The sequence below is a fragment of the Paenibacillus sp. SORGH_AS_0306 genome (assembly GCF_030819345.1).
Lineage (GTDB): Bacteria > Bacillota > Bacilli > Paenibacillales > Paenibacillaceae > Saccharibacillus > Saccharibacillus kyungheensis.
The window spans coordinates 4,662,356-4,680,649 of sequence record NZ_JAUTBP010000001.1; the positions used below are offsets into that span (position 1 = coordinate 4,662,356).

At 39.7% G+C, this 18,294-nt stretch carries 10 protein-coding genes and 1 riboswitch; of the genes, 6 read left to right on the plus strand and 4 right to left on the minus strand.

Annotated elements, in window-relative coordinates; all coding sequences use genetic code 11:
* Positions 1 to 174: 174 nt before the first annotated feature.
* Both motB and motA read right to left on the minus strand, forming a co-directional pair.
* A complete protein-coding gene (gene motB, locus QE450_RS20615; protein WP_273614348.1) occupies positions 175 to 1,017 on the minus strand; it encodes a flagellar motor protein MotB in 843 nt (280 codons plus the stop codon).
* Entirely contained in the window at positions 1,010 to 1,828 is an 819-nt protein-coding gene (motA, locus tag QE450_RS20620) for a flagellar motor stator protein MotA (RefSeq protein WP_273614349.1), read from the minus strand. Before motA ends, motB begins: the two co-directional genes overlap by 8 nt.
* A gap of 196 nt (positions 1,829 to 2,024) precedes the next feature.
* On the opposite strand from motA, the gene QE450_RS20625 reads away from it, so the two are divergent.
* Complete coding sequence (locus tag QE450_RS20625; RefSeq protein ID WP_273614350.1) at positions 2,025 to 2,318, plus strand: hypothetical protein; 294 nt, start codon at positions 2,025 to 2,027, stop codon at positions 2,316 to 2,318.
* Between the two features lie 82 nt (positions 2,319 to 2,400).
* Here QE450_RS20625 and QE450_RS20630 read toward each other — a convergent pair whose 3' ends face one another.
* Positions 2,401 to 2,916, minus strand: coding sequence for a GNAT family N-acetyltransferase (locus QE450_RS20630; RefSeq protein WP_273614351.1), 516 nt, complete (start codon positions 2,914 to 2,916; stop codon positions 2,401 to 2,403).
* Between the two features lie 265 nt (positions 2,917 to 3,181).
* Positions 3,182 to 3,655, minus strand: coding sequence for a C40 family peptidase (locus QE450_RS20635; protein WP_204827361.1), 474 nt, complete (start codon positions 3,653 to 3,655; stop codon positions 3,182 to 3,184).
* A gap of 13 nt (positions 3,656 to 3,668) precedes the next feature.
* Positions 3,669 to 3,808: riboswitch (cyclic di-AMP (ydaO/yuaA leader) on the minus strand.
* A 478-nt stretch (positions 3,809 to 4,286) separates the two neighbouring features.
* Between QE450_RS20635 and QE450_RS20640 the strand changes: the two genes are divergently transcribed.
* From QE450_RS20640 to QE450_RS20660, 5 genes are all read left to right on the plus strand, one after another.
* Positions 4,287 to 4,799 carry a YwhD family protein gene (locus tag QE450_RS20640; RefSeq protein ID WP_204827347.1) on the plus strand — a complete coding sequence of 171 codons (513 nt, stop codon included), beginning with the start codon at positions 4,287 to 4,289 and terminating at the stop codon, positions 4,797 to 4,799.
* A 360-nt stretch (positions 4,800 to 5,159) separates the two neighbouring features.
* Positions 5,160 to 6,617: an ATPase domain-containing protein gene (locus QE450_RS20645; RefSeq protein ID WP_273614352.1), complete on the plus strand. Its 1,458-nt coding sequence runs from the start codon at positions 5,160 to 5,162 to the stop codon at positions 6,615 to 6,617.
* Between the two features lie 17 nt (positions 6,618 to 6,634).
* Positions 6,635 to 6,886 (plus strand): hypothetical protein, encoded by a 252-nt coding sequence (locus QE450_RS20650; protein WP_273614353.1) that lies wholly within the window; start codon positions 6,635 to 6,637, stop codon positions 6,884 to 6,886.
* On the plus strand, positions 6,873 to 9,092 hold the full coding sequence (locus QE450_RS20655; RefSeq protein ID WP_307301762.1) for a LuxR C-terminal-related transcriptional regulator: 2,220 nt from the start codon (positions 6,873 to 6,875) through the stop codon (positions 9,090 to 9,092). The genes QE450_RS20650 and QE450_RS20655 overlap by 14 nt, the downstream gene beginning before the upstream one ends.
* 220 nt (positions 9,093 to 9,312) lie before the next feature.
* A complete protein-coding gene (locus QE450_RS20660; RefSeq protein ID WP_307301764.1) occupies positions 9,313 to 18,261 on the plus strand; it encodes an S-layer homology domain-containing protein in 8,949 nt (2,982 codons plus the stop codon).
* The last annotated feature ends 33 nt before the right edge of the window (positions 18,262 to 18,294 follow it).

The window sequence follows — 18,294 nt, forward strand, 5'->3', positions numbered from 1 at the left end:
GAAAATGATACCGTTTTAGCGGAAAAAGTTGTGGATAACTATATTTAAATGATAAAAATTAGCCTGTATTCTATTTTAGGCAAACTATTGTCTATTTTCAATCTATCGTTATTATTTTGAAATAAAAAAGAAACTTTAGAGAGATCTCTAAAGTTTCTTTTTTTAGTTTGATTGTTATTTACCGTTGTTCGCCATAGATTGAAGTGTAGGATTCACATCTTCGTCTACATACTTACGAATAATCGATACTTCTACCCGGCGATTTTCTGCACGTCCTAGATTAGTAGAGTTACTAGCCACAGGTCGATATTGTCCATATCCGATTGCACTGAATTTACGAGGATCTAATTTGTTGTTTAACAATAGAATTTTCATAAAATTGAGTGCACGGTCTGAACTTAGATTCCAGTTCGATTCATATTGCGAGTTCGAGATTGGAATATTGTCTGTATGACCAGACACGATAATATCGTAATTCGGGAATTGTTGCAAAATATTAGAGATCGATTTGGCCAGTATACGAGATTCTGGTTTTACGGTAGCTCGTCCAGAAGCAAATAACGTATTATCACTGATTGTGATACTTAATTGAGATTGATTGAGTTTGGTAGCTAACTGCTGGCTCAATCCATTGTTTTTGATATAACTATCTAATTGTTTTTTTAGTTTTTCTAAATTTTCTTGTTCTTGCTGTTTGAGTTTTTCACGTAAACTTTCTCTGCTTTTTTGAGTATTGTCTGCCGGTGAAGCCGCAGAAGCAGGTGTTTCATTATCGTCGGATTTAGGTGTTTGTCCGCTGGTTTCTTCCATAGCATTTTGATCCAAAACACCTGTACCACCGGTGAACGCTGCATTCATCGCTGCTGCCATTTGTTGAAATTTGGATGCATCCAATGAACTCATAGCAAATAGAGTAATAAATAATGCTAGCAAAAGGGTCATTAAGTCAGAATAAGGAAGCAACCAACTTTCATCTGGATGTTCTTCATGAGGCTCGTGTCTACCTTTTTTACTCACTGGCTACCGCCTCCCCTACAGCCCCACCGCTACTTTCTTCGCTGTTCATTTTTGCATTTTCAGTAGGTGTTAAGAACACAGCTAATTTCTGGCTAATCGCAATAGTAGATACACCGGATTGAATAGATAGTAAGCCTTCTACCATCATTAATTTCACTTCTACTTCAGCTTTGGATAAACGTTTAAGCTTCGTTGCAATAGGATGCCATAATACATAACCACTAAAGATACCGAGCAATGTTGCCATAAAAGCCCCTGCAATCGCATGAGAAAGCTTTTCCAAGTCAGTCAAATCCGCCATCGCAGCAATCAGACCTACTACCGCTCCAAGTACACCCAGTGTAGGAGCATACATACCTGCTTGTGAGAAAAGAAGTGCGCCTGAACGGTGACGTTCTTCTGTCGCATTAATATCTTCCATCAATACATCTTGTACAAACTCTTGATCATTACCATCAATAATCATACGCATTCCGTTACGAAGGAAAGGATGATCAATTTCTTCGACTTTGGATTCCAATGCAAGTAGACCTTCACGACGCGTAATAGAAGCCCACTCCATAAACATACCTACTAGATCTTTTTTGTCCATTAATTTTTGTTGAACAAAAACAACTTTGAACAATTTGCCAAGACGTTTAACTTCATTCATTGGAAAAGCCATAAAGATTGTTGCTGCTGTACCAACAAAAATGATGACATAAGCAGCCGGGTTATTAACCAGATTGATAAGGGGGGCACCTTTTAGAAGCATACCGAATATAAGTGAACCCAAACCAAGTATTAGACCAATAATTGTTGAAATTTGCATAATACACCTCGTCCGTGAGTATATAGTTTATCTCTCTCATCATCCACTTCCATGTAATGATGTGTTTTCCAAAAACATCTGATACTCTTTTATCGACAAGATATGCTGCATTGTTAAGAGTTTTTTAGTGTATATTTGCGTTATAATGTAAATAAGTTGGGAATTGTAACAATATCGACAGATCGGGAGGTTGAGTATGGGCGTTAAGCATGGAAGAGATTATGAAGAGATATTGAGTGATTTAACATCAGCAGTAGCCATGATTCCAGACAGTTATTTGTTTTTTGATATGGAACCTCAAGAGTGGGAAGTGCTTGCTGAAGGTGAACGAAATGAAGTAAATGAAGCGTTGGCAGAAGACTTATTTTTTGCACTCGGTTCACAATCTATGATCCATGTAGGTAGTGGGGTCGTTATCTATGATGCAGACACACATCGCATTGATATTTTGATTGGCAAAGAAGAAATGACATTTGTGACCTTGATCTAACAAAAGATTAATAAAATACGTATATAGCAAAAGCACAGAGCAGATGAACTAGAAGATCATCTACGCTGTGCTTTTTGTTTGTTTATATATCAAGATAACGTGCATCAGTAGGTGCTTGATAGACCATACAATAAAAAGGCTTCATACCATCAGGCGTTCTACGCTCATACATATCTGTAATATAAAAGCCTGCTTTTTGATACGTACGGATAGCCCGCTGATTCCAGGTCAACACTTCCAGATCGATTTCGGCTGTCGCGTTACGGTTTTGAGCCGTTTTTACAATAGCTTCTACAAAAGCTTCTCCATAACCATGACCACAAAGATCAGGACGCATACCAATCCCTAAGCGTATCGTATCTCCTAATGGAAAAAGTTGAGCAAATCCGGCTAACTGTTCTGTCTGATCCAATACCGATACATACTGTTGTTGCCGAATCTCAGGATCACCGAACTCAATCCCTAATTCTTTCATTTGATCCCAGGGCATCCAGCCGTAGATATTATAAGGAGGATCATATATCCATGTACATACTTGGGCAGCATGTTGTTCTGTCAAAGGAATCGTATGAAAAATAGAATGTGACAGTGAGCTCATGACATAACCTCCTCTGACTGTACTTTATATATACCATAAAAAAAACTTAAAAAATTTGCAATATCCTGTTTACCATAATTACGAGTAGGTTAATAATAAGTAGACATAATTATAAAGAACAATTGATATAAATTTATTATTTTATGTAACCTATTGGATGTTTAATACGTCTTACTTATATAGGAACATAAAAAAACCACTAAAGATTCTGGCGGGAATCTTCAATGGTTTATAGGTTCATTTATATGAGTTGTAAATACGATGATTAATTGTCAGTTGCGAAGGTGTTATATGTGGAATCGCTCATAACACGTTTAGCACCAACGTAACGATTTTGATAGTAATCCATGCTCAAACTGTCAATTCTCACACCTTTGGAAGTAGAAGCGTGTGCGAAGTTACCATTTCCTACATAAACTGCTACATGTGAAACGCCAGCCCCAGTAGTATTGAAAAATAACAGATCTCCAGCAATTAAATCACTTTTTGATACAGGCTCGCCTACTTGATATTGAGAGCTAGATTGGCGAGGAAGATCAATGTTCATTTTGCTGAATACATATTGTGTAAATCCTGAGCAGTCAAAACCGCTAAAAGATGTTCCACCAATACGATAAGGTGTTCCAATAGCTCCATCGATAACTTGATCCATTTTAGAATCTGCATGCGCACTTGTTACTCCAAGTGACGTAAATGCAATAGCAAGTCCCATTACTGCGGCTGTTAGTTTCTTTTTCATGTTCAAAATCAATTGTCCCCCTTCCAATTGCCTACGAGGTTAGCTTAAGGATTCGGTAGAAGGTATTCCCCTATGATCCCTCCGAAACAAGATCAATTCACCCAAAACGGTTCCCCCGTTTCCCGGTACCACGGAATTTGGCTCAAAGCTTGGTGTGTACCGTACACGGATCATTACGACAAAACGACAAAATTTTCAGTTGCTATAAAGGTTACAGCATTTAGTTTTAAAGTTTACAAAGTTGTTACTAAAATCTCACTGGATTTATTCTACCAGAGGTTTTTTACTTTGGCAAACGTTTATTCATCTGTTTTTAAGATTTACTTTTGTATTTTAGTGTTAAATCTCTGTGAAAGCCTATGGTTATCGTCTTTTTAAAAGTTAAAAAATTTTAATCTTTTGCTCATATAGTGACGTTTGATGAAGAATTGTGATCACTATATATACTTTATTCGGTTCATCGATCTCAATAATGAACGTTTTTTTCCTTTTTTTATGAAAATTGATGACAATAATCGACTTTATTGGCTTTTAAGGCAATATTCGATACAATATGAATAATAAATCGAACCATAAATCTATGTATAATAACCTTATTTATACTGACCCCACAAAGGAGTATTTGAACGATATGGATGAAAATCAACCAAGTAAAAAGTCGATGTCACTTAATATTGTAAGTAGTAGTGCAAAAAGCAGTAAACACAAAGGTTTTGGAGCAGGAGCGATTAACCTCAATAATGTGTCCCCTATCATTATAGACCATGGCGAAGCAAAAATCGATGTTGGTGCAATGCATGCCAAAAGTAAAGTAGAAAAAGGGATCAAATTTACGACTAACCGCGAAGAAGTAAATGGTGGTCGTCAAGTATGGCTAGTATGGGTAGCAGTCGATAAATTAGCTGAAGGTGTCAATTATGCTGGTGCTACAGCTTGCGAAATGTGGATTAACGAAGAAGAGAAAAAAGGCTGGAAAATCCTCGCAGAGCATGTGAACAAATTGGATTATGCTATCAAGCGTCGCATTATGTTAGAAGGTTTGGGAAGCGAAGAAAAAGCTGCACTTAAAAAATTATTGGTCGCTCATAACGAAGAATGGTGGAACCAATCTTCTGAAGAGTTTAAAACAGCATTAGAAGGTTAATAATACTTTATATAGTCTACTATTTACACAAAAGACCGACGACCCTCAGATCGTCGGTCTTTTATTATTCGTAGTGTTTTGAAGCATTCTCCAAATATGTAGCTTCTATAGAAGAATTATATTTTAAAAGCAATTATTCAGGATTCAAAATAGTAGGATTATCTTTATTTATATCATATAATAACAAGTAAAATATGGTAAAAAAGGTTGTGAATACAATGCGTCTTTTTCTGCCCTTACCAAAATTGGAAATTTGCTTTCTTCTATCGATAAAGCCTTGCTATAATTAAGATAAAGTTATCATCGTAAGAAGCTGTCCCTTGCTTGACTAAAATATTCTACAGATGGAGGGAACACTACATGCAAAAAAGTGAAGCTGCTTATATTAGTACATTAAAACAGCCAATTAGTACAGGTATCCCGGGACTGGATGATATTTTATGTGGAGGCATACCGCCAGGAGGCGTCGTGATTCTGGAAGGCGAACCAGGCACAGGAAAAACTACAATAGGCATGCAATTTTTGGTTGAAGGTGCTATTAAACATAATGAACCGGGGATATACATTACATTTGAAGAACTTCCTGAACAAATTTACGATGATATGGAACGGTTTGGTTGGAATTTGAAAGAATTGGAACGGCGTAACTTATTACGTGTGATCTGTATAGAACCCGAGATTTTATTAGAGCAAATGCTCGAACCGAACGGTCTTTTTGAACATATGATCAAAGAAATTGGTTGTAAACGCGTAGTTATGGATAGTATCAGTTTATTTCGCTTACTCAGTAGTGAACAAGAAGCCAGGACAAATGTTTATACCATTCGTAACATTATGCGCAAGCATGCTTTAACTTCTTTTTTTATAAGAGAATATTCAGAAGTAGAAGGGATGAATATTCCTTTCGAGAATTATATCTGTGATGGGATTATCAGACTTTCGTTAAAGCCTTTAATGGAAAAGTATCGTAAGCGTACTATTGAAGTGCTTAAAATGCGTGGTACCCGAATTTTGGAAGGCGAACATACTTATAAGTTTATCGAAGATGGAGTATATATCATTCCTTCGTTATCAATGGCAGAAGATAAAATATTGGTACAGGAAACTGAAGTGCTATCCACAGGTATTGATTCATTAGATGATCTGTTGATGGGTGGTATTCCTAAAGGCAGTGTCTTTATGATCGATACGAATAGTAAAGCCAACTATAGATACCTACTTTCTTCTATTTATGCACAACGTATCAAAGACGATGATTGTACCGTAACGATGATGTCTGGTAATACCACTTTAGATATGTTTGCCGATACGATCGATTTGTTTGGAGTGTCTTTGCGTCAGGCTGCCGATGAAGGGAAAGCTCATTTTATTGAGCACTATAAGCGTGCTGTAGACAGTGGATTAGAAAAAGCGCTTATTCGTGTAGATGATGTAGAGAATGATGAATATGCTAATACGTTAAATGAAAAGCTTTCTCCTATTTTTGAATGTGAAGAGCTTTGTGATAAGCGTTGGTTCATTTATTATGATCTAAATACAATTATTTCAGAACGTGGCAAAGATTTTGTTGTGAAATACTTCTCAGAAGAAATTTCACTTTGGCGGGCGCTAGGTATTACTGTAATGGCGCATTGTAACTTTAGTGAAATTGGAACAGAGACGGCTTCATTTTTGGAACGTACCTGTAATGGAGTAATCAGAACATGGGTTGATGGTAATTATCAGTATTTACAAGTGACTAAATCACCAAGCGGAAGAGTGTCAGCACCACACATCGTAGCTAATATTTCAGAAACACCATTTGTCCGGCTGGTATAAGGAGGGATTAAGCTTTTATGGTATCAGAAAGCGATGTAATCACATTACAGATGGAATGTACCTTATTTTTTGAAAATAATCCTTATGCATTAGAAACCAGTACGGGCATGTCCAAACGACTTGGACGCAATGCACATTTAATTGAACGTGCGCTTGATCGTTTGACTGAATTATCGATTTTAGAAAAAAATGGTCAGGGTACGCGTGCTATTTATCGTTATAAAACGCCTTATATTCAAACAGAAGTGGACATGAATGCTTATGATTGAAAGCTATTTTATAAATGATAACTTGGACAGCTGTCAGGAACTCCAAAATGTATATGCAGAACTTACAGGTTTATTTATTTTTATCACAAATCATGAAGGGCATTTGTTAAGTACACCTTCAGATGCTGAAATCGCTAATTTGTTCATCACGTATCCCAAAGAACTTGAAAGTATGTTAAAAACAGAAATCGATAAGTTGAAAAGGCTTCGAGTTACTGCTTTATCTGATCAATGGATACCTGGGATCAAGTGGATTATTTCACCTGTTAGTATTGATCAGCAACCGATTGAGATGTATATCTGGGCAGGCATTATTATTCAAGAAAATACCAGACAAAACATTATCGATCATGTGAATTACAATAGCCCTGATTTGAAAGGGCCTGCGGAACTTTTCCGTCTTATGAGAGAACGAATACAAAGTACACCAGAAGACGATGTTACGCAAATAGAATATAAAAAAGATAAGATTCATAAATTATCTAAAGCTATCGCTCTTATCTTGAAATCAGGGTATAAAGAGAAAAAGTTCGCAGAACGTCTGACGACTCTTAATGAAACATTGCGGTCGGATTCCAGTCGCAATATGCCTATAGAAGAAGTGACACGAGCGGTGCTTGCTTCTAGCGATCTGGCAGATGTATTCGGATTTGCTTTAAAAACATCTTCTGGTACTTATCGTATTGTGAGCAGTACAGGGCCTGCCGCGGCTGAGTTAAAAGGAGCTATTTTCCACGAAGGCGAAGGTTTTCTTGGTCAAGCAGTACTTAGCGAGCAATTAAGCCACTGGAAAGATGTAGGTAGAGATCCACGCAGTCACTTTTTTCTACAAAAAGGATTAGCTTCGATCTATGAAGTACAATGTTTTCCGATTCGGTATGACGATGAAAATTACGGGTTGTTATTTGGAATCGGTTTGGAAGAAAAATTATCAACAAATACCAATATTCGTTTTGAAGAAACATTGATCTCTTTAATTGGTTGGTACATTGGTAACCATATTACTCATAGCCGTATGGAAAAGCAGATTCAGCGCTTTAAGCCATTAATGGAGCTAGCCAGTGTAATGGTATCTGTGCAGGATATTCAGCGGGTTCTATTTATGCTGGTGGATATGAGTCTGAATCTGGTATGGAGTCCATCTGCGTCAATCGTTGTTCATCGGGCAAGTGAAGATGAGAAAGTACAGATGGTCGCTCGTGGTATGGAAAGCCCGCGCGGAGAAACGTATGCCCGCGATATTGCTCGTCGCTATTTGGAAAATGGAAATAATCAACCGGCAACAAATTCATATCTAAATCGTTCAGTGCCTTCATCATTAATGATTGAATATCCTATCGTTTATGCAGACAAAACTAGAGCTGTACTTGCTGTAGCGATAGCAGATGAGCAAGAAGGCGAAGAATGTCGTGAGATTTTGTCTGCTCTGGCAACGATGGGCAGTGTCATTATGAAGCTACTTTATGATCGACAACAGTTTTTATCGAACAGTAATCGATTTGCTCATATTTTACATGAATCGATTCGGGAGTGGAATGTAGCGCAATATCAACTGGCTACCGATGCACAGAAAATCGTGATGGAATTTGCATTATGGGGCGGATTACGTAAGGACGAAGGAGAAACGATTGCACGTGCCTGTCTGATGTCGTTCTCAGATCCGGCTACTTTACGTAGTTTTCCTCACTTGTTTGAACAAGAAGCAGAAATGATTGAAGATTTTAGAAAAATTCAACAGAATCAAAATAGCCCAGCCTCTCATCCATATAGTAAAGGCGGGCAAACAATGGTATTAGTATTTGCTCTGGCTGCTTCAGGCGATAACGATATCCAGCTCATGAATGATTCCCAATTTACTAATATTGATCCTGCTTTGATTAGTCAGTTCCGTTTATTCATGCTTAGTCGTCATACTTTGCAAACGGAAATTAGCTTAATGGAAGAAAAACCTGTTCCTCGTGCGTTAACTGCTGAAGTAGCAGAGGGACGTGGTCTGGAAGCGATCGTCAAAGAATTTGGATTATCTCCACGGGAAAAAGAAGTATTGGAGCTAGTCGTCAAAGCTTCCAGTAATAAAGAGATTGCTGCGGCTCTATTTATTAGTGAACATACTGTCAAAAATCACTTAACGAATATTTTTAATAAGATGAGTGTAACCGACCGTGCACAAGCAATTGCGGCTGTTTTTAACAAAAGTATAGGTTAAATAAAAAAGATCACCTTTATTTCAAAAAGGGTGATCTTTTTCCTTTTTATAGGCGAAAAAAAGAAAGAGGAGGGTTTTCCTATTTCCTAAAATGTATAAAATAGGAAATAAAGTCTATATATAACTGCCGCTGTTTCTAGGAAAATGAATCTGTAAGCTATAACAAGATGTGTTATTTGTTGCGACAGGCAATTTAACTAAAACAAAAGGGGAGAAAAATATGAAGAAACGGAGTTACTCGGTTTTTATAGTATTTTTAATCGTAACTTTGATTTTTACAGGCTTGCCTCGGTACGCAAGTGCAGCTGCAGGTTCGATGACTATTACTTCTGCTGATGGAGTACAAGTTGTGGGACAATCAGCTAATTTGAGTGTTACTTATAATTTAGGAGATGTAATTAGTCTTCTGGGCAGTATCACGTATACTTTACCTGCCGGAATTAAAGCAACAACAGCTGACCAGATTAACGGTAGAAATTTGGTAGCTAGTGAAATTACGAATAATGGACAAACAGTTACGATTACTACCGCAGCTCTTCTTTTATTACCTTCTACAACGTTGACCCTCAATAATAAAATATTACCAGCCGCTGGTAATTATCAATTTACCGGAACTTCTAAAAATACATTAAATGTTTCTATAGGCAGTGCAACACAGCAAGGAACCTTTACTATACTTCCTGCTCCTACTGCCCCTTCTTCTGCACAAATCAGTGTAAACAATGTAGTCGTCGGTTCTTCAACGGTTACAGTTACAGGACAGACTCAAGGAGATACTATCTCTGTTTATAACACTAGCAATACATTGCTAGGTTCTGGAGTCGTCAATGCGCAAGGAACAGCCGTTATCGCAGCAACGCTAGTTCCAAGTGGTGGCACAATCAATGTTAGTACGGTTCGAGGTACTGCTGAAAGTACTAAAACATCTTTTACGTATGGTAGTGCTGTACTAAATTCTATTCCAGCCGCTAATATTGCTATTGATAATCAATATGGCGATCAAGATACAGTGACCGTTACAGGTGTAAGTGCTGGAGATGTAGTCACTGTCTATAATGGTACAACAGCTATTGGCAATGCTACAGCAAACGCAAGTGGAGTTGCTACTGTAACGACTACATTAACTCCTGATGGGGGTAGCGTAGGTGTTACTTTAAAACGAAATACGATTGAAAGTACTCCAACTACAGTAAGTTATGGAGCGCAGGTTATTCCACCTATCGTTTCTGGAAATATTACAGTAACCAATTCGTATGGAGGTACTTCTACGGTTAAAGTAAGTGGTTTGACAGTAGGAGATATCGTTACGGTTTCTTCAGGGAATACCGTATTAGCTACTGCTCCAGCAACAACAAGTAGCCTAAGTTTGCCAGTTGTTTTGGCTCCTACAGGTGGCAGTTTAAGTGTCACTATCAAGCAAGGATTATTACAAAGCGCAGCAACAACAGTCAATTACCCTTCGATTACTGTTCCTGTTATTGGATCAGCTAATATTCAGGTGAACAATCGTTCAGGTAATACTTCAGATACGGTTGTCGTGACAGGTCAATTGGCAGGCGATACTGTTAATGTATACAATGCTGATGGTTTATTAGGTACAGGAACCGTCAATGCTCAAGGTACTGTGACAATTCCAGTAGTATTAACTCCTATCGGTGGGAGTGTAAATATCGGTTTGAATCATAATGGAGTAGATAGTGCTCCAACAGCAGTCAGTTATCTGGCAGAAGTGGTGACACCACTATTAACTAATCAGATTTCACTTTCTCCTATTGTTGGAGGGAACGCAACAGCAACAATTAGTGGTTTGACCAATGGAGATATTGTGAAAGTCTATGGAAATGGTACTGTTTTGGGAACTGCGACCGCTGGAGTGACAGGAACTGTTGCTATTCCAGTCGCGGTTAATCCTTTAGGTGGTAGCCTTGGAGTAGGCATTACACGAAATGGAATTGATAGTGTAACGACTTCGATCACATATGGTGGCGTTGTTGTACCTGCTATTCCAGTTGCTAATATTACTGTAAACAATGCTTCTGGTAACTCGGATACTGTTCAAATTACAGGACAGACTGCGGGAAATATTGTAACCGTATATGGAAATGGAAGTGTAATTGGAACAGGTGTAGTCAATGCTCAAGGAACTGCATTATTAAATGTTACGTTGGTACCTCTTGGAGGAACGATTGGCGTAACGATTACAAATCAAGGAGTCGAAAGTATTGCGTCAACAGTGATTTATGGAGCAGAAGTGACTCCTGCTATTTCTGCTAATGCTATTTTAGTGACAAATAATTCGGGTGATAACGATATTGTGCAAGTAAGTGGCTTAACAGCAGGCGATAGTATTGATGTGTATGGAGCAGGATCATTATTAGGAACTGCAACTGTACAAGCTGATGGCAAAGCTACATTAAATACAACTTTATTGCCGATTGGTGGTACGGTGGGAGTGACTTTGATTCGTAATGGAGTCGAAAGTGCACCTACGCTTGCAAACTATACGACAGAAGTAGTAGCTGCTCTTTTACAAGAAAATGTAGCTATTGTGAATGATATTGCAGGCAACTCCTCAGTCACTGTCAAAGCATTACAATCAGGAGATATTATCAATGTGTATGCTAACGGTACACTAATTGGTACAAGTCCTGCTGATGCAAATGGATTAGCAAAAGTAAATACAGATTTGGCACCTAACGGTGGTGTAATCAGTGTAAGTCTGGTTCGCAACACGATAGAAAGTACAGCGATTCAGGTTGGATATGCTGCTGTTTTAATACCAGCTATTCCTTCAGAAGATATAGTGCCAGCTAACAATTATGGTGATAACGATACCGTAACTATTGAAGGTTTGGACGAAGGTCAAAAAGTAAATATCTATTCTGGCTCAGATCTTATCGGTACAGGAACAGCTCCAGCCAATGGTAATACTGTTATCAACTTAACATTAATACCAACTGGTGGCTCTGTCAGTGCTACTTTAGAATATTTAGGATTAGAAAGTCAGCCAGTCTCTGTAAACTATCCAACAGAAATTGTACCTCCTATCCCAGCCGCAGCGATTACTGTTCTCAATAATGCCGGCAATGCAGATAGTGTGACTGTTACTGGCTTACCAGAAGGTAATAAAGTCACTATATCTGAAGCAGGATCAATTTTAGGTACAGGAACAGTAACGTCATCTGGAGATGTCACTATCAATCTTACTTTAAATCCAACAGGCGGTACGATTTCAGCGATAAATACGCATAGCAATATAGACAGTGTGCCTACACCTGTTGTGTATCTGACTGAACCTGGTCCAGTTTTATTAGCAGCAGATGTACAAGTGATTAATAATATTGGTATCAACGATACAGTCAAAGTAAGTAATGTGCAGTCTGGAGATATGATTTGGGTTCTAGATGCCAATAATACTGTTTTGGGTACAGGATTAGCTGATAGTAGCGGATTAGTGACTATCCAACTTGCTCTGTTGCCTGAAGGTGGACAAGTATCTGTTATTTTATCTCGTAATCAAATTAATAGTAATCTTGTAAATGTTAATTATATAGCGGAAGAAGTAGCTCCACCAGCAGATACACCTACAGCAGAGATCACGCAAGTACAAGGTGTTGATGGAGTAATCACAGTGATCGGTATGACTGAAGGAGAAACAGCCAAAGTCTACGATGACGATGATCAAGTATTAGGTACAGGAGTAGCTAATATCGATGGACAAGCGATCATTAATTTCAAATTCTTGAAAGCTCAAGGTAGATTGTTTGTTCGCACAGTTGTAAATGGAGTAGAAACAACAGTAAACACATTTGATTATCAAGGTATCCCAATTCCAGTAAATCCAACGACACCAACAGCTGTATTATCTGATATCGATGGTGCACAAGGAACAATTGATATTGCTAATGGTGTAACAGGCGATATTGTAAAAGTGTACAGCGATGATGATCAAGTATTAGGTACAGCTACAATTGGATCAGACGGAACAGCGATTTTGAACTTTACTTTCCCGAATGTTCAAGGGGAACTGTCTGTTCGAGTAACGACAAATGGAACAGAAACCGAAATTGCTACATTGCCATACAGCGGAATCGATATTCCAACCACACCAACACCAGCTGCTACGATTACCGATATTACGGGTGATCAAGGAACTGTAGATATTACAGGCGTAGCTGTAGGAGAAGTCGTGAAAGTATACGACGAAGACAATAACGTTCTAGGAACAGCGGTGGCAGGAAGCAATGGATCTGCCCAGATCATATTCACCTTCCCGAATGCTCAGGGTGAACTATCCGTACGAGTAACGGTCAATGGAACGGAAACCGAAATTGCTACATTACCTTATAGCGGAATCGATATTCCAACCACGCCAACACCAGGTGCTGTGATTACTGATATTGCAGGTGATCAAGGAACTATCAATATCACAGGAGTAGCTGTAGGCGAAGTCGTGAAAGTGTATGACGAAGATAATAACGTTCTAGGAACAGCAGTGGCAGGAAGTAATGGATCTGCCCAGATCGTATTTACCTTCCCGAACGCTCAGGGTGAACTATCCGTACGAGTAACTACAAATGGAACGGAAACCGAAATTGCTACATTACCTTATAGCGGAATTGATATTCCAACAACGCCAACACCAGCTGCTGTGATCGCTGATATTACGGGTGATCAAGGAACAGTGAACATTACAGGAGTAGCTGTAGGTGAAGTAGTCAAAGTATACGACGAAGACAATAACGTTCTAGGAACAGCGGTAGCAGGAAGTAATGGATCTGCCCAGATCGTATTTACTTTCCCGAACGCACAAGGAGAATTGTCCGTACGAGTAACAGTGAATGGAACGGAAACGGAAATTACCACATTGCCGTACAGCGGAATTGATATTCCGACGACGCCGTCTCCTAATGCTGTGATTACTGATATTACAGGTGATCAAGGAACAGTAAGAATAAGTGGAGTAGCAGTAGGCAATACTGTTTCAATCTATAGTGATGCCAATGAAGTACTCGCAACAGGAACAGCGAATGCAAACGGAGAAGCGGTATTAACCTTTACTTTCCCGAATGCGCAAGGTGAACTATCCGTACGAGTAACTATCAATGGAGCGGAAACAGAAATTGCTACATTACCTTATAGCGGAATCGATATTCCAACCACGCCAACACCAAGTGCGGTGATCACCGATATTACAGGTGATCAAGGAACAGTGAACATTACAGGCGTAGCTGTAGGAGAAGTCGTGAAAGTATACGACGAAGATAATAATGTTTTAGGAACCGCAGTAGTAGGAAGTAATGGATCTGCCCAGATCGATTTTACCTTCCCGAATGCACAAGGAGAATTGTCGGTACGAGTAACGGTGAATGGAACGGAAACAGAAATTACCACATTGCCATACAGTGGAATTGATATTCCAACGACACCAACACCGGGTGCTGTGATTACCGATATTACAGGCGATCAAGGAACAGTGAACATTACAGACGTAGCTGTTGGTGAAGTCGTGAAAGTATACGACGAAGATAACAATGTGTTGGGAACGGCAGTAGCAGGAAGTAATGGATCTGCCCAGATCGTATTTACTTTCCCGAACGCACAAGGAGAATTGTCGATACGAGTAACAGTAAATGGAACAGAAACGGAAATTGCTACACTACCGTACAGCGGAATTGATATTCCGACGACGCCGTCTCCTAATGCTGTGATTACTGATATTACTGGTAGTCGTGGAACAGTGAATATTACTGGAGTTACAGCAAACTCTCCAGTTACTATTTACAGTGATGCTAATGAGGTGCTTGCTACAGGAACAGTAGATGGAAGTGGGCAGTTAACATTAACATTCATATTCCCGAACGCTCAAGGAGAACTGTCCGTACGAGTAACCGTAAATGGACTTGAAACCGAAATTGCTGCATTGCCATACAGTGGAATCGACATTCCAACGACACCAACCCCAGCTGCTGTGATCGCTGATATTACGGGTGATCAAGGAACAGTGAACATTACCGGAGTAGCTGTAGGTGAAGTGGTCAAAGTATACGACGAAGATAATAACGTTCTAGGAACAGCAGTGGCAGGAAGTAATGGATCTGCCCAGATCATATTTACCTTCCCGAATGCACAAGGGGAACTATCTGTACGAGTGACGGTGGATGGAACGGAAACCGAAATTGCTACACTACCATACAGTGGAATTGATATTCCAACGACACCAACACCAGGTGCTGTGATCGCTGATATTACGGGTGATCAAGGAACTATCAATATCACAGGAGTAGCTGTAGGCGAAGTCGTGAAAGTGTATGACGAAGATAATAACGTTCTAGGAACAGCAGTAGCAGGAAGTAATGGATCTGCCCAGATCATATTTACCTTCCCGAATGCACAAGGGGAACTATCTGTACGAGTGACGGTGAATGGAACGGAAACCGAAATTGCTACACTACCATACAGTGGAATTGATATTCCAACGACACCAACACCAGGTGCTGTGATCGCTGATATTACAGGCGATCAAGGAACAGTGAACATTACAGACGTAGCTGTTGGTGAAGTGGTCAAAGTGTATGACGAAGATAATAACGTTCTAGGAACAGCAGTAGCAGGAAGTAATGGATCTGCCCAGATCGTATTTACTTTCCCGAATGCACAAGGAGAATTGTCCGTACGAGTAACGATTAATGGAACGGAAACCGAAATTGCTACACTACCATACAGTGGAATTGATATTCCAACCACACCAACACCAGGTGCTGCGATCACCGATATTGCAGGTGATCAAGGAACAGTAACAGTAAGTGGAGTAACAGTAGGCAACACGATTTCAATCTATAGTGATGCTAATGAAGTACTCGCAACAGGAACAGCGAACGCAAACGGAGAAGCGGTATTAACGTTTACTTTCCCGAATGCACAAGGCGAGCTGTCGGTACGAGTAACCATCAATGGAACGGAAACGGAAATTGCGACATTGCCATACAGCGGAATCGATATTCCAACGACACCAGCACCAGCCGCTGACTTAACAACGATCAATGGAGATCAAGGAACAGTGACGGTAAGTGGAGTAGCAGTAGGCAACACGATTTCAATCTATAGTGATGCGAATGAAGTATTGGCAACAGGAACAGCGAACGCAAACGGAGAAGCGGTGTTAACCTTTACTTTCCCGAATGCACAAGGTGAACTTTCTGTACGAGTAACCATTAACGGAACGGAAACCGAAATTGCGACATTGCCATACAGCGGAATTGATATTCCGACAACACCAACCCCAGCCGCTGACCTAACAACGATCAATGGAGATCAAGGAACAGTGACGGTAAGTGGAGTAGCAGTAGGCAACACGATTTCGATTTATAGTGATGCGAATGAAGTACTTGCAACAGGAACAGCGAACGCAAACGGAGAAGCAGTATTAACGTTTACCTTCCCGAATGCACAAGGTGAACTTTCTGTACGAGTAACTATTAACGGAACGGAAACCGAAATTGCGACATTGCCATACAGCGGAATTGATATTCCGACAACACCAACCCCAGCCGCTGACCTAACAACGATCAATGGAGATCAAGGAACAGTGACGGTAAGTGGAGTAGCAGTAGGCAACACGATTTCGATTTATAGTGATGCGAATGAAGTATTGGCAACAGGAACAGCGAACGCAAACGGAGAAGCGGTGTTAACCTTTACTTTCCCGAATGCACAAGGCGAGTTATCTGTACGAGTAACGATTAATGGAACGGAAACGGAAATTGCGACATTGCCATACAGCGGAATCGACATTCCAACGACACCAACCCCAGCCGCTGACTTAACAACGATCAATGGAAATCAAGGAACAGTAACAGTAAGTGGAGTAGCAGTAGGCAATACCGTTTCGGTTTATAGTGATGCTAATGAAGTATTGGCAACAGGAACAGCGAATGCAAATGGAGAAGCGGTATTAACGTTTACCTTCCCGAATGCACAAGGTGAACTGTCGGTACGAGTAACGATCAATGGAACGGAAACCGAAATAGGAACATTGCCATACAATGGAGTTGAAGTTCCACCTACTACACCACCGACACCAGTTGTCAATTTGGTTGATGTACAAGGAACGCAAGGAACTATTCAATTGAGTGGTCTACAAGCCGGAGATATTGTTACTGTACAAAGCGATGTGTATGAGCAAGGTACAGTACAACTAGGAACGATTACGATTGGAGCAGATGGTAACGGAAATCTTAATATTCAACTTCCAGCCTCTGAAGGACAATTGGTAATTACACTGAATCGTAATGGCAATACAAGTGTACTTCAGACGATTAATTATCGTGAAGGAGAAACACCGCCGCCAACCAATCCACCAACGAATCCTGGAACATCGGATGATGACGATAATGTAGGTTCTAATCGTACACCAGGAGTTCTAGGAATACCGGCACCAGTAACTGCTGCTACAGTAGATACACCAGTGCCTGCTGTAGAAGAACCAGTAACACCACCAGCTGACAATGCTGTAGAAGCAGCTAGTGGAGAAGCGACAGATGTAGAGCTAGATAATACTACAAAAGTTACTTTAGTAACGACAAATAAACAAAACTTTAATGATGTGAGTGGACACTGGGCAGAATCAGAGATTAATAGACTACAAGACTTGTCCATTCTAAATGGTGTAGGCGATAATCAGTATAATCCAGATGCCTTGATTACGCGTGCACAATTCACACAAATGATTAATAACTTATTACAAGTGTCGTCTAATACTGACAATGTAACGTATGCAGATGTTGCACCTGATAAATGGTACTATAATGCGATTAATGCTGTATCCGCTACGGGTATCACTAAAGGATATACAGACGATTCATATCAACCAGATCAACAGATTACACGTGAAGAAATGTCGAATATTCTTAATAACACATTAAGCTACTTGGAGCCGTCTACTTCATTTGCAGCAGATGCTAACCAGGCACTTACACCATTTACAGATCGCAACAACACATCCAATTGGGCTAAAAATAGCCTTGCTACAGCTGTAAATCAAGGTATTATGCAAGGTAGACCAAATGGACAGATCGCACCAAAAGATAATACAACACGTGCAGAAGCAGCGATGACGATTTCACGTTTAATGGACAAAATGGCAACACACTTCAACATCACAGAATAACTACAGTGGAGTGATATCTTTTGATTAACAAAT